This is a genomic window from Pedobacter sp. 05L430, assembly GCF_056397585.1.
Map to the genome: position 1 here is coordinate 77,172 of NZ_JBFTNT010000002.1, position 14,715 is coordinate 91,886.

The window sequence follows — 14,715 nt, forward strand, 5'->3', positions numbered from 1 at the left end:
AATCGTTTTTTATTACTTTAGTCAAAAAATTAAACAGATGTTGAAAAAAGAAAGACATGATTTTGTAATGAGGCAAATCAATTTACACAATCGCGTTCTTACCTCAGACCTTGTTCAGTTGTTGAATGTTTCTGAGGATACCATCAGGCGCGACCTCCAGGAATTGTCGGACAACAACAAGCTGTTCAAGGTTCATGGTGGCGCATTGTCAAAATCTTACCAATCTTCTTTTGATGATAGTTCTGTGTATGCCAAGGATGCTAAAATCAGTATCGCCAAAAAAGCCATTTCACTTATAAAAGATGGCATGGTTGTTTTAACTGGAGGAGGAACTACCATAATTGAAGTGGCCAAGCTTCTTCCAGAGAATTTACACGCCACTTTTTTTACCATTAGCCCATTTGTAGCTATTGAACTGGCCAAATATGCAAAGATAGAGGTAATTCTTATCGGAGGTCTGTTCTCTAAGAATTCGCAGGTAACTTACGGCGGACATGTGATAAATCAGTTATCAGAAATCAGTGCTGATCTTTGTTTGCTTGGAACAAGCGCGCTTCATCCAACCGATGGCTTAACAGATACCGACTGGGAAATTAATCAGCTTAAAAAAACGATGCTTAACTTTTCAAAAAGAACGGCAGTACTTTGCATCTCCGAAAAGCTAGACATATCATTAAGACTTAAAGTAGCTGCCCTGGAAAATATCGACTATTTAGTTACTGAGCTCCCTGCAGACGATGTAACCTTAAATGCCTACCATCGTAAAAACCTGCAGATTCTTTAAAAAGGTAAACAGATTTTACCCATACAAATTGATGGAACACCTGCCCTATCGCCAAAATTGATGGCAGTGCCCGTTAATGTTTCATTAGCCAATACGGCAAACAGAACAGCTTCTTTAGCATCCGGATTTATTTGCAGGTCTTCTGTGGTATAAAACCTGGCATTGGGCAACCCTTCTTTAAGTTGCTTTACAAGCAAGGGGTTATGCATACCACCCCCACTCATATATATCGATGGTTTTTGGTTGTCGCCAAAGCACTTTTCGATGGCATCAACAATAACCTGGGCGGTAAAACTGCATAGGGTTGTCATTATGTCTTCATTGTTAAGGCTACTCGTTTTTGATCGCTCCTGTGCAGCCTTTAAATACTTCAGATTAAACAATTCCGGCCCTGTTGTTTTGGGAAACTGTGCAGTTAAAAAATCTGACTGCATCAATTCCTTAAGCAATGCAGCGCTTACCACACCCGCTTTAGCTATTGTAGCGTTTTGATCAAAATATAGTCCTTCGTAGTGGTGCTGAACAAATTGGTCCATTAAAGTATTCCCTGGGCCAACATCTGTAGAAAACACTTTTGCCGCATCATTATCACCTGGTAAATACGTAAAATTGGCTATCCCTCCTATATTCAGCATCACCCGATCTTCTCCCTTTTCAGAAAACAGCAGATAATCGCCATATACGGCAAGGGGGGCGCCTTCACCTCCCGCTGCAATATGCTTTTGTCTAAAATCACATATGGTAACGACACCTGTTTTCACCGCAATATGATCCCCATCGCCTATCTGCAAAGTGCCATTTGGATAATCAGACAATTTATGCAAAGAGGCAGGTGCATGAAAAATAGTTTGTCCGTGACTTGCAATTAGATCAACGTCCTCAGGCTTTAATCCCCACGATTCAATAACCTTTAAAATCATCTCGGCATGGATTAATCCTATTTTTTCATTCATTAGGCAAACCATTTGCAGATCGGCATCTTTTCTGGAAAATATAGCTTTCACCTCTGCTTTAAAAGCATTAGAATAAGGAACCGTTTTAAAATTCTTAACCTTAACCTTTGTTGCTGCACCGCTTCCGCTAATATTGCAAAGGGCAATATCCAATCCATCAAGTGAAGTACCCGACATTAATCCGATTATTAATCTTTCCTTTTTCTCAATGGTATGAAAAAGTCTGGCCCAGTTGGTATTCATAGTTAGAATTTTGCATCTGCAAGATATTAAATCCTCACATGATTTACACTTCATTCACAATTTCTTCACAAAAAGGTACCTGTTTGTGGGTTTGCTATGAACAAGCTCCGAACAATCCTCGAAGAAACTCCAAATCAATTAAAAAAAAATTTCAGGCTTGCTATTTTCAAAAACACCGTTTACTCAACATCTCAATCGATTGTGTAAAATACAATCCGTAATACCAACCGGTTAATGACCTGAATTTAGCCTTTTTACCAAATTAAAATTCTTGTTATACCCAATAGAGTCGCTATATTTACTGCTCCGTACAAACTTTAAGAACAAAAATAAATGGCAAGATTAAATCTTCTGGAAGAAACGCGTTTTGAAAAATTACCCGTTTCTGTCTTTGAAAACCCTAAGGCCGCATCACTTAGCGTGGCTAAACGTATCGGGGATCTGATTAAAGAAAAACAAAAGAATAACACTCAGGCTGTTTTAGGTTTAGCTACTGGAGCTACACCTATTGCAGTGTATGCAGAATTAGTAAGAATGCATAAAGAAGAGGGTTTAAGCTTTAAAAACGTGATCACGTTTAACCTGGATGAGTATTATCCGATGCAGCCAGACGCTGCTCAAAGCTATGTTTCTTTTATGAACGAGCATTTGTTTGATCACATCGACATCGACAAAAACAATGTTAACATCCCTGATGGAACATTGAGTCTAGAAGAAATTCCTGCTTTTTGCCTTGCCTATGAAAAAAAGATTGGAGATCTGGGAGGTTTAGACATCCAGATATTGGGTATTGGACGTACCGGTCACATTGGTTTCAATGAGCCGGGTTCTGCGCCAAATTCCGGTACTCGTTTGGTAACTCTTGATGACCTTACAAGACGTGATGCTGCAAGAGATTTTGGTGGTAAATCTTTTGTGCCTACAAAAGCAATTACCATGGGTATTGGTACTATATTCAAAGCCCGCGAAATTATTTTGATGGCATGGAACAGAAAAAAAGCTTCCATCATTAAAAAAGCTGTTGAAGGCGAAATTTCAAGTGACGTTCCTGCTACCTACCTACAGCTTTCTGAGCATGTTGAGTTCATTTTGGATCAGGACGCAGCTTCTTTATTAACCCGTTTTGATACGCCTTGGTTGGTAAAAGATTGCGTTTGGGATGAAAAACTAACCAGAAAAGCAGTAATCTGGCTGGCAAATCATTTAGGTAAACCTGTTCTTAAACTTACCGAGGATGACTACAATAACAATGGCATGGCTCAGTTGGCTATCGACAGAGGCCCTGTTTACAACATCAACATAGACATCTTTAATAAATTACAACACACTATTACCGGATGGCCGGGCGGCAAACCTAATGCTGACGACTCGCAAAGACCGGAAAGAGCTGAACCTGCTAAAAAGCGTTCAATTATTTTCTCTCCGCACCCTGATGATGACGTAATTTCAATGGGTGGTACTTTTATCCGTTTGGTAGATCAGAAACATGATGTACACGTAGCTTACCAAACTTCAGGTAATACTGCAGTATGGGATGATGATGCACTTCGTTTTGTTGAATTTAGCATTGATTTTTCTGAAAAAATGGGTCTTGGTAAAGACGAGTTAAAAGGATTGTACAACAACATGCGCGATTTTATGGAGAAAAAACAACCAAATCAGGTTGATACTCCAGAAATTCAAACGGTAAAAGGCTTGATCAGAAAAGGAGAGGCTATTGCAGGTGCACGTTACTGCGGACTTGAAGATGATCATATTCATTTCATGGCGCTTCCTTTTTACGAAAGCGGAAAAAACAATAAAAACCCTGTTACCGATCTGGATATTCAATTAACAATGGACCTTTTGCAAAAGGTTAAACCAGAGCAAGTATTTGCTGCCGGAGATTTTGAAGATCCACATGGAACTCACATCGTTTGCTTCAATATCATTTTAGAAGCGTTAAAGCGTTTAGCAAAAACTGAAAGCTGGGTTAAAGATTGCTGGTTATGGATGTACCGTGGTGCATGGCAGGAATTTGAAACTCATGAAATTGAAATGGCTGTTCCGCTTAGTCCACAAGAGGTGGAAAGAAAGAAATTCGCTATTTTCAAACACCAGTCGCAAAAAGACAGAGCTGTTTTCCCTGGTGATGATGCCAGAGAATTCTGGAAAAGAGCTGAGGACAGAAACAGAGAAACTGCCCAGGCTTATGACAATTTGGGATTAGCAAACTACGAGGCGATGGAAGCCTTTGTACGCTATAAATTTTAATTATATTTATAATCGCTATTGTGTTTACGCAATAGCGATTATTTTGTAATTAATTCCCCATTCATGACTTCTATTTCAGCCAATACTGATACTCCGGCAAGACTATTATCCCTTGATTTTTTTAGAGGCGCCACGGTAGCGGCTATGATACTTGTAAATAATCCCGGAGATTGGGGTAATATTTACGCTCCTCTTGAACACGCAGAATGGAATGGCTGCACGCCTACAGATCTAATTTTTCCTTTCTTTCTATTTATTGTTGGTGTTTCAATTGCTTACGCGATGGGAAGCAAAAAAACTGATCCTGCAACACATAACAAAACCATTTTAAAAGCACTTAAAAGAGCGTTTATCCTATTTGGCTTAGGATTATTCCTATCCTTATTTCCCAAGGTATTTACTGATCCTATAGGTGCCTTTCAGCATGTACGCATTCCCGGGGTGCTACAGCGGATCGCAGTAGTATTCTTTATTTCGTCCATTATATTTCTTAAAAATTCCGAAAAAAACATCTTCAGGATATTAATTGCCTTGTTAGCTGTTTACTGGGCATTAATGACATTTGTACCTGTTCCCGGCGTTGGATATGCTAATCTTGAAAAAGAAACCAATCTTGGTGCATGGATAGACAGGGGCATACTAACTGAGGCCCATCTATGGAAATCAGCCAAGACCTGGGATCCGGAAGGCATCTTTAGTACCATTCCGGCAATTGCAACAGGCTTATTCGGGATTCTGGTTGGCGTTTACCTAAAACGTAAAGATATTGATGCCGCTTCTAAAATAGCCTGGCTATTTACTACCGGTTGTGCCGCCGTAGTTTTAGGTTTATTATGGGATTTACAATTTCCAATTAATAAATCATTATGGACTAGTTCCTTTGTTTTGTACACTGGCGGGTTAGCAACGGTGATACTTGCCCTTAGTTATTGGATAATAGATGTTCACCAATACAATCGCTTTACCAAACCTTTTGTGGTATACGGCGTAAATGCAATTACAGTATTTTTTTTATCGGGGTTGATACCACGTATATTGGGTATGATCCATGTAAAAAACAGCGCCGGCACCGAAGTAACCTTACAAGCTTGGCTTTACTCAGGTTTCTCTTCCTATTTCTCTCCAATTAATGCATCACTAGCCTGGGCAATTGCCTTCATATTGTTCTGGCTGATAATTCTTTGGGCGATGTATAATAAAAAAATTATTATAAAAGTTTAAATTTAGCCCATTAACTATTTTTCATGAAAAGAACAATCAACACTCTCGTATGTGGGCTTGCCGCGTTTGTGGCATTTAATACTCCCGTACTTGCGCAAAAAAAACCTTCAGCTGTAAAAAAGACGGTATCAGCAGCTGCAAAAAAAAACAATGATACTTTGATCCCCAACGACCCTAATGTTAAAATTGGGAAACTGGCGAATGGTTTAACTTACTACATCAGAAAGAATGTAGAACCTAAAAACAGGGCTGAATTATATTTGGCAACCCGAATAGGTTCGTTAATGGAAGAAGATGATCAGCAAGGATTAGCCCATTTTACGGAACACATGGCCTTTAATGGCACAAAAGATTTCCCTAAAAACGACATCATCAATTACCTTCAAAAAGCAGGTGTCCGTTTTGGTGCCGACTTAAATGCCTACACCGGCTTTGAGCAAACGGTTTATCAATTACCTATCCCAACTGATAGCACCCTGGTATTTAAAACAGGTTTTAAGATCCTGGCTAACTGGGCAGGGAAAGTGGTTATGGAGGGTGAAGAGATTGATAAAGAACGCGGTGTGATAATCGAAGAAGATCGCCAGCGCGGAAAAAATGCTCAGGAACGTATGAGCAAACAGTTACTTCCCCTATTACTAAAGGGCTCGCGTTATGAAAACCGCCTGCCTATTGGAAAGATCGATATTTTAAAATCATTTTCTCACGACAGGATCAGAAGCTTTTACAAGGATTGGTACAGACCAAATTTACAAGCTGTGATAGCTGTTGGTGATTTTGATGTAAATGAAGTTGAGCAGTTAATTAAGGCAAACTTCTCTGACCTAACTAATCCGGCAAATCCTAGACCTCGCTTAAATTATGATTTACCCGACAACAAAGAACCGCTTGTTAAAGTTATTACGGATCCTGAGCAGCCTTATGATGTTGCCATCATCATGTATAAATTACGTGGAAATGCTACAAAAACCACTGCCGATTTTAAAAAGAGAATCATGTATTCTATGGTGAATAGCATGCTGGGTGCAAGATTTGAAGAGATTCTGCAAAAAGAGAACGCTCCTTTTATTTTTGGACAAAGCTCATTCGGACCATATCAAGGTGGCCTGGTTTCGGGTATTAATGCTTTTCAAACTGTAGTTGCAGCTAAGTCGGGCGAGCAGTTGGAAAAAGCTTTTGCTGGAGCACTTGCTGAAAATGAGCGGATGAGCAAATTTGGTTTTGTACAATCTGAATTGGATGTTACCAAGAAAAACATTCTTGCAGGCAACGAAAAACAATACAAGGAAAAGGATAAAACAGCATCATCAAACTTTGTACAGCAGTACCTGAATAATTTCCTTAAAGGAAGCACCATTCCTTCTATTGATTATACTTACGCAGAAACCCAGAAAGCGGTTGCTAATATTACCCTTGAGGAGATAAATGCGCTGGTAAAAACGCTTACACCAAAAGAGAATCAGATTATTGTTGTTCAAGCTCCTGAAAAGGACAAAGCTATTCTGCCAACAGAAGCGCAATTGGTGGCCGCTGTAAAAAATGCTGGTGCCGGGGTTACTGCATATGTCGATAATTCGTTAAACAAGCCTCTGTTGGAGAAAAATCCGGTTGCAGGCAAAATTGTTGGTGAAAAGAAGATTGATGCCGTAGGCGTTACCGAATTAACATTGAGCAACGGAATTAAGGTGCTTTTAAAACCTACTGACTTTAAAAATGACCAGGTCATCTTCAGTTCATTCTCTAAAGGAGGAATGTCTGTAGTTAATGATGAGGATCTTGAATCGGCACAGATGGTAAGTCTGATTGCCCAAAGTGGGGTTGGCGAGTTTAATCCGACACAATTATCAAAACTGCTAGCTGGCAACACTGGCCGTGCTGGTGCTTATGTTGATGACCTCTATCAAGGCTTTAGCGGAAGTTCTTCTCCAAAAGATATTGAAACAGCTTTTCAAATGATTTATGCTTACGCGACCAATCCGAGAAAAGATAGTGAGATATTTAACAAGAACATCTCTGATTATAAAGTAGTACTGAGCAATAAAAATGCAAACCCTAATAGTGTTTTTAGCGATACTGTTCAGGCGGTGTTATCGTCGTACAACAAGCGTGCTATGCCTACTAATCTACAAGATTTGGACAAAGTTTCGCTAGACAAAGCTTTTGACTTTTATAAGGATCGCTTTGCCGATGCCAGTGAACAAACGTTCATTATTGTGGGTGCATTTGACATTAACACCATCAAGCCGTTTATTGAAACCTATATTGCCAGCCTACCTGCTCTGAATAAAAAACAAGATTTTATCGACCGCGGAGTTAGGGCACCGAAAGGAAAGATCAGTAAAACCGTTTATAAAGGTTTGGAAGATAAGGCTGCTGTGGAGTTATACATTCATGGAGATTATACCTTTAATGCAGATAACAATATTCAATTAGATGCGTTAAAAGGCGCTTTAGAAATAAAGATATTAGAACGTTTACGCGAAAAGGAAAGTGGTGTTTATAGTCCGCAGGTTGGCTTAAGTCTTGAAAAGTATCCTGCCGGTCATTATTACTTTAATATTTCATTTAGCTGCGCTCCTGCTAATGTAGAAAAGCTTATTACAGCAGCGCTTGATGAAGTAAATAAGATTAAAGCCAGCGGTGCTTCTGCAGATGATATCACCAAATTCAAATCAGAAGAACAGCGTCAGTTTGAGCTTAATTTACGTAACAACAATTATTGGTTAAGCTACCTTAGCAGCCGTTTAAAAAACGGAGAAAACTTAGATCAGCTATTGGGTGAAAAGCAAAGACTAAACAGTGTTTCTGTTGAAAGTACAAAAACTACTGCTCAGAAATATTTAAATGAGGATAATTACATCCGCTTAGTTTTGTTACCACAACAAAAATAGAGCTGTTATTTAAGCAAGAAGGGGGTGGCTCAAGAGATCTCTCCTATCGTCGAGATGACGACTGCCCCCTTCTTTATTTTAATGTATTACTAGTTTGGTGCCAGGGCTTCTTTAGCCTGTATACCTACCGGCCCGCTAGGTTCACTTTCATTCTTTAACCGATCCAGTGCCGTAACCAGGTAATTATATCTTTTACCACTATCTACATCAGTATCTATAAAGGAGGTAAATTCTTCAAAACTTATTTTAAGAATATTTCTGGCATTTAATATCCCTATTTTCTCGCCTTCTTCAAAACGGTAAATCACATAACCTGATGCAGTTTCTCCGTCTTCTGCAGGAAGAGGTTTTTCCCATTTTAGGTGCACACCATCATTCAAAGCATCTGCAATAAGTTGCCGTGGTTGGTTAGGCATTACATCATCAAGCCATGGCATTTGAGGTGGAAGTGCCGGATATTTATAAAAATCGTTTTTTAAGGAATCTCCAAATGCACGTGCTACGGTAGAGAATGATTTGGAACTAAAGTAAACACTTCCCTGTACCCGATTATTTTTCCTGATGTACCTGATCTGATCAGGCATCTGCTTTGGTAATCGCCACGCGGCCTCCATTCTTTGGTTCACCAGATAGGCAGCTTGTCCTATATAAAGATGTCTGCCATAGGTATTGTTACTCCACCAATCTACTAAGGTAGCAAATGGTGCCACTCTGCGTGTAAAGCTAAAATATATCTGAGGGTTAATGTAATCTACCCAACCTTCTTTAACCCATTTTCTGGAGTCGGCAAAAAGCTCTGCATAATTAGACAATCCGCTGGTTTCAGATCCCAGTGTATCTTCAGACTTGTTTCTCCAGATTCCGAATGGACTAACTCCGAATTTAACATACTTTTTGTAGTAATGAATACTGTCGTTCAATTGTTTAATAAGTACATCAACGTTGTTTCTTCGCCAATCATTTATATCTGTAAAGCCATTGGCATATTTACTAAATGTTGCGGCATCATTTATTCGCTGCCCTTCAACTTTATATGGATAAAAGTAATCGTCGAAATGTATTCCATCCACATCGTATCCTTTTACAACATCCAGGATAACCTGCACAATATATTCTCTAACCTCTGGTATTCCAGGATCAAATTGTTTTTTACCTGCGTAAGTAAAGAAAAGCTCAGGTCTTTTTCTAGTCATATGGCTCTCGTGAACCACTGAATTAGCGCTCATTGTAGCTCTGTAAGGATTAAACCATGCATGGAGTTCCATCCCTCTTGAATGTGCTTCTTTGATTGCAAAAGCTAATGGGTCATAACCCGGGCTCGGAGCAATGCCTTGCCTACCCATCAGCCACTGGCTCCAGGGTTCCCTTGGGCTTGCATAAAATGCATCTGCAGCCGGCCTAACCTGAAGCATTATGGCATTCATACCATTCTCTTTGTGCTTCTCCAGGATGCCTATAAGCTCCTGCTTTTGCTGATCTACACTAAGACCTGGTTTAGAAGGCCAGTCTATATTGGCAACGGTTGCCACCCAAACCCCTCTAAACTCTCTTTTTGGAGCAATTTTTGATGTGTCTTGCGCAAAAAGAGATAATGGTTGTACTATGGTTAATAATAGTGCATAAAAAGTGAGTTTAAACATCCTTTCTAATTTGTGATAGTATAAAATTTAGTTTCATTTGTTGTGTTCAGAATACAGTTCAGTTCCCTAATCCTAGCAAGTAAACGATTTTTTTCAAAGTCTCATACAAATAGAATGTTTTTTTTACCAATTGTTATATTTTTATTTATGTTCGCGCCTCAACCTAATTTAGTTAAGAATTGAAGTAATGTCAGACAAGAGTGATCCAGTAAATAAAGGCGACCGCAATAAAATCTACTTTTTAGTTGTTGTTATTGTTGCCTTATTAGGTACCAACGCCTACCTTTTTATCAAAGATAAAAAGGAAAACGAACGATTTGTTACTGTTAGCACAGAGAAAGATCGTTTAAGACTGGAGGTTGAGAAAATTGAAATTGAACTTGATAAGGTAAATGCCTTGAACCTTACTTTAAGTGAAAAATTAATTAAGGAACAGKAACTTGCCCGTGGAAAGATTGCCGACCTTAAAGCAGCACTCCAGAATGGTGAGCTTACCCAGGAACAGCTCGTTGTGGCTCAAAAAGAAGTACGTGAACTACGGGAATTTGTGAAAATCTATAATGAAGACATCCTTCGTTTAAAAAAAGAAAATTCCCTTCTTAAAAGCGAGAGGGATAGTTTGAAGGCTTCTGTCAATTTTGCCAGTGAGAAGGCCAATGAACTGGAAAAAAGAAACCAGGAACTCAGTGCAAAAGTAAAGACCAGTGCCGCTTTAAAGGCTGCGAATGTGCATATTATAGCTTACAGGGTAAAAAGCAGCGGTAAAAATATTGAGGTAATAAAGGCCAGTTCAGCAAAAAAATTAAGTGTAAAGTTTGACATTGTACCTAATCCGCTTGCCCAAAAAGATTATCACAAAATCTACCTTCGTGTATTTGATCCGGCAGGTAACCTTATTGCAAACGAGAACAACATGTTTGAAGCTGATGGACAAGAGATGCAGTACAGTTCATCCACATCTATCTCCTATAATGACGACAATACCAGTTTTAATATGGATTGGATTAACCCTAATGAATTTATAAAAGGGGAGTATTCGATCATTCTATATGCAGATGGCTATACAATGGGCCGCGCAGAAATTGTTTTAAGATAAAGGGAAACTAAGGTAAAAAGTAGTACCCACCTCACCAAAAGATTTGAACTCCACAGTTCCACCCGCATTCTCTACAGCCTGTTTAACAAAAGCCAATCCTAAGCCAGTCCCTGACGATTTTGTTGTGAAATTAGGCACAAATATTTTATCCTGTAAAGAAGAATCGATACCCTTCCCATTATCCTCAACCTCAATAAATACACGTTCCTGATTATTGGAGATGTTTACCTTTATGATACATACCGTATCAATATCGGCGGCCTCAATTGCATTTTTAAACAAGTTATTAAAAGTACGCAGCACCTGATCTTTATCACCAAGCACAACAACATCCGTATTGGTATTGTTAAGGATGTAGATCTCCGCATCCTGGGTGTTTCTAAAAACGTCTCTGGCCTGCCCAATTATAGGTAACAATTGGAGTTTCTCGAGCTTGGTATCAGGCATTTTAGCAAAATTAGAGAATTCCGACGCGATAGTAGATAGACTGTCGATCTGCTCAATGAATGACTTGCTAAACCTTTCAAATTTATTTTCAAAATTAGGATCTTTTTCCTTCCACGACTTTTCGAGCAGTTGCACTCCAAGTTTTAAAGGTGTGAGTGGGTTCTTAATCTCATGGGCCACTTGTTTTGCCATCTCGCGCCATGCACTTTCCCTTTCTGAGCGGGCAAGTTTAACGGCACTTTCTTCAAGCGCAGCAATCATCTTGTTGTATTCTTTTATGAGCGATCCAATTTCATCGTGACGTGACCAGCCGATGGGCTGATTCTTTTGCCCGAGTTTTGTTTTTTTAATGCTGTCCTGAATAAATGTCAATGGGCTGGTAATTTGATTGGCTAGAAACACTGCAAGTATCCCTATAGCCACAAATACCAGGGCGTATATATTAATCAATGTATTAATGAACACGCCGATCCTGGCTTGATAGTCAGCTTCGTTCGCATAATACGGCATACCAATATAGGCTACCGTTTGATTCTGAGCATTTCTAATAGGCGCGTATGCCGATGAGTAGGTAAAACCACTTATCCTCTCTGAGGGGTTAATATAATCTGACCCTTGTAATTGATTTAAATGAAGAAATGCCTTTGATGCCATTCTTCTACTTATAATACCAAGATCATACATCTTTGGCGTCGACGTAAATATCAATAATCCATTGGTATCAAAAAGATTTAAATAGGCAGCATTTATATCAGCAAACTGGTTGAATTCGTTTACTGCTCTATCTGTGGGAGCAGGGACCCCTGTTGCCAAAATCAGTTTTTCATAAGATTGCTGCACTTTTCTCACCTTCTCCTTGATGAAATCCTGTTGTTGCCTCCGATATTCATTACGTATATAGAAATAGGTGATCCAGCCCACAATGAGTAAGGTTGCCACTACCGACAAAACAATAGAAAATTGAATCCTGGTTTTGTAAAGAATCTTGTTGGCATTAATCATTAACGAACGGTTAATATTAAACCAGCCACTCCAGCTCTCATCAATATTTTTAAGTAGCCAGATTAGCGTGTACAATGTTATGGAAAACAAAATGAACACAAGAAAGAAGAAAGATAACGTAGCGAGCTGTATGATAAACGATACGTCTTCTTTGCTGATTACAATTAATTTTGAAGGCGTAGGATAATAAATCAGGTGTGAATAATTGAGGCTATCTTTAAAAAAGCCCACAGTATTATTGCGTGTGGCAAACCCATCACTCGAAAGCTTATAGGTATAATTACCCGATTGTCCTTCTAATCTGCCATCTTTATAAAGTGCAATAGAGTATTTACTATAATTATCCTCGTTTTTAATGGATCGGTCCATTAAAATTTCGGGCAGCTGACCTTTGTAATTATAAAGCTGGGATTTTAGCTCGATAACCAGTGTTCCCAATATTTGATTCTCTTCGTAGATCGGGATAATTCCAAAATAATTTTGATACCCAAAGGTATCATTCAAACGATAAAAATAATTTGATTCAGGAACTTTTACGGAACCCGCCTTTACCAGATTTTTAAAATAACTAAGCGGTATTGTCTGTATTCCGGTAGCTGATGAATCAAGATGATTATACTCGTATAAGTTGTATTCAAACCTTGGCAGATAGCGCTCTATGTAATCCTTCTCTATGCTCTTCTTAAGTTCTATTGGGCTGTTAAAATTAGGGTCTTTAAAATAACTTAATACGACCTTATTAGCCAAAATCGTTCTTTCCAGATTTTCTATAGCACTAACCACTGTAAAATCATCAGAGGAGACCAGTTTCTGCGCCATGGCGAACCTATTTACATGCTCCTTCTCGTCAATGAACCTTAGGTATTTAACAGAAGATATAAACGCAAGGCAGAAGAACAACAATGCAAAAACTGCTATTGAAAACTTGTTGTTCCTGATATAAAAGTTCCACGAAATAATAAAAATAAATAGCGCATATGCTATGAAAAAGATACTGAACCCCGTACCTAGCTTATAAATAAGACAGGCGAAAAAGGCAGCCAGAAAGAGTATGACTCTTTCCCTATTGGTTACATTTAATTGCAGCGTTTGCTGCATGAAAATATTTGCAACAAGGTAAATATTAAACCAGACAAGGCACAAAACAATAATACTAACCCAGCTTATCCCATCAAGGTTTATAATATTGGTGATGTCAAAATTTATTTTTGAATTAATGATCAGTCCAAGGAATACCTGATCAAATAAAAATGCAAGTGCTCCAAAAATGAGCAGCAGTACAAAGTGAAAGGACAATCCACCCAATTTACTTCGCGTTAGCCACCCTGGCAGCTTATATTTATCATTATAGGTAAAAACAAACAACACCACCCATGTAATCGCTATTACGTTAAGCAAGAAATCTCCAAGAGAAGGAAGGAAAAAGCTTTCAGCATATATCTTGGGGCTAAATATGGGTAAATTAAACTGCCTGTTAAACCATCCATATTCTAAATCTGTTACCCTTATCGTTACAAAGAAAAGCAAGATCAGCACCGTTGCCGGGATTAAATTGCCTCTTTTGGCTAACCAGCCACAAAAAGAATTAAAGAACAAGCAGAAGCTAAATAGGCCCACTATCCAAAGCCAAAGCTCTATTGTACCATAGATACTTCTTGAGTAGGTTGACTTAAGTTTAACTTCGAATATGATTTTGCCATCCAGATTACTGATACCCTGTACTTCAGGATCGACAAAAGTTGCCAGGGAAAGAGAATTGTTATTGGACAAGTAACGTGAAAAATCATTCTCAAGATATTGATTCTGGATGCTGAATTGATTTTTAACTTCTATCAAAAAAACAAGGGTATAACTACCGGTAGTTTTCTTAATAACTTCGAACCAACCATTTGCAAACTGAGAAAAAGACGACCCCTCTTTAATTACCCTTATCGCGATATTTATTAATAAAATTTAATCCATACTGATCATTTAAATGATACTGCTTAGCCTTTTCAACCTGAGCAGGATCATTTAAAAAATCATAAACAAGTCGTTCATTTATGGAGAGATTCTTCTGAAGCTTTCCTGCTTCGTGGGCCAGTAACTCCTTTTTTGTTATTGAATGCTTTAGCGATAATGCTGTAACAATACAGCAAGCGCCTAATATCAATAAAAGAAATCTGATTTTACCCCCGATACTCAC

At 38.7% G+C, this 14,715-nt stretch carries 9 protein-coding genes; 5 read left to right on the top strand and 4 right to left on the bottom strand.

The window, feature by feature from the left end:
• Nucleotides 1–37 precede the first annotated feature (37 nt).
• Nucleotides 38–784, top strand: a complete 747-nt coding sequence (locus AC1DG9_RS01220; RefSeq protein ID WP_048908297.1) for a DeoR/GlpR family DNA-binding transcription regulator — start codon at nt 38–40, stop codon at nt 782–784.
• On the opposite strand, the gene AC1DG9_RS01225 is transcribed toward AC1DG9_RS01220, so the two are convergent.
• Nucleotides 781–1,980 (bottom strand): anhydro-N-acetylmuramic acid kinase, encoded by a 1,200-nt coding sequence (locus tag AC1DG9_RS01225; protein ID WP_288883350.1) that lies wholly within the window; start codon nt 1,978–1,980, stop codon nt 781–783. The genes AC1DG9_RS01220 and AC1DG9_RS01225 overlap by 4 nt on opposite strands.
• Before the next feature lie 333 nt (nt 1,981–2,313).
• Between AC1DG9_RS01225 and nagB the strand changes: the two genes are divergently transcribed.
• The 3 genes from nagB (at nt 2,314) to AC1DG9_RS01240 (ending at nt 8,345) form a co-directional block, all read left to right on the top strand.
• Complete coding sequence (gene nagB, locus AC1DG9_RS01230; protein ID WP_172662184.1) at nt 2,314–4,233, top strand: glucosamine-6-phosphate deaminase; 1,920 nt, start codon at nt 2,314–2,316, stop codon at nt 4,231–4,233.
• A 63-nt stretch (nt 4,234–4,296) separates the two neighbouring features.
• On the top strand, nt 4,297–5,454 hold the full coding sequence (locus tag AC1DG9_RS01235) for an acyltransferase family protein (RefSeq protein ID WP_288883351.1): 1,158 nt from the start codon (nt 4,297–4,299) through the stop codon (nt 5,452–5,454).
• 23 nt (nt 5,455–5,477) lie between these two features.
• Nucleotides 5,478–8,345, top strand: coding sequence for a M16 family metallopeptidase (locus AC1DG9_RS01240; protein ID WP_337716998.1), 2,868 nt, complete (start codon nt 5,478–5,480; stop codon nt 8,343–8,345).
• Nucleotides 8,346–8,434: 89 nt separating this feature from the next.
• On the opposite strand, the gene AC1DG9_RS01245 is transcribed toward AC1DG9_RS01240, so the two are convergent.
• Nucleotides 8,435–9,985, bottom strand: coding sequence for a glycoside hydrolase family 10-like protein (locus AC1DG9_RS01245; RefSeq protein ID WP_337717000.1), 1,551 nt, complete (start codon nt 9,983–9,985; stop codon nt 8,435–8,437).
• 187 nt (nt 9,986–10,172) lie between these two features.
• Here AC1DG9_RS01245 and AC1DG9_RS01250 point away from each other — a divergent pair, with 187 nt between their 5' ends.
• The gene (locus tag AC1DG9_RS01250) at nt 10,173–11,081 is read left to right on the top strand and encodes a hypothetical protein (protein ID WP_477634231.1); all 909 of its coding nucleotides are present in this window, start codon (nt 10,173–10,175) and stop codon (nt 11,079–11,081) included.
• On the opposite strand, the gene AC1DG9_RS01255 is transcribed toward AC1DG9_RS01250, so the two are convergent.
• Both AC1DG9_RS01255 and AC1DG9_RS01260 read right to left on the bottom strand, forming a co-directional pair.
• A complete protein-coding gene (locus tag AC1DG9_RS01255) occupies nt 11,073–14,366 on the bottom strand; it encodes a sensor histidine kinase (protein ID WP_477634232.1) in 3,294 nt (1,097 codons plus the stop codon). The two genes, AC1DG9_RS01250 and AC1DG9_RS01255, sit on opposite strands and share 9 nt — an antisense overlap.
• Nucleotides 14,367–14,448: 82 nt before the next feature.
• Nucleotides 14,449–14,715, bottom strand: a complete 267-nt coding sequence (locus tag AC1DG9_RS01260) for a hypothetical protein (protein WP_477634233.1) — start codon at nt 14,713–14,715, stop codon at nt 14,449–14,451.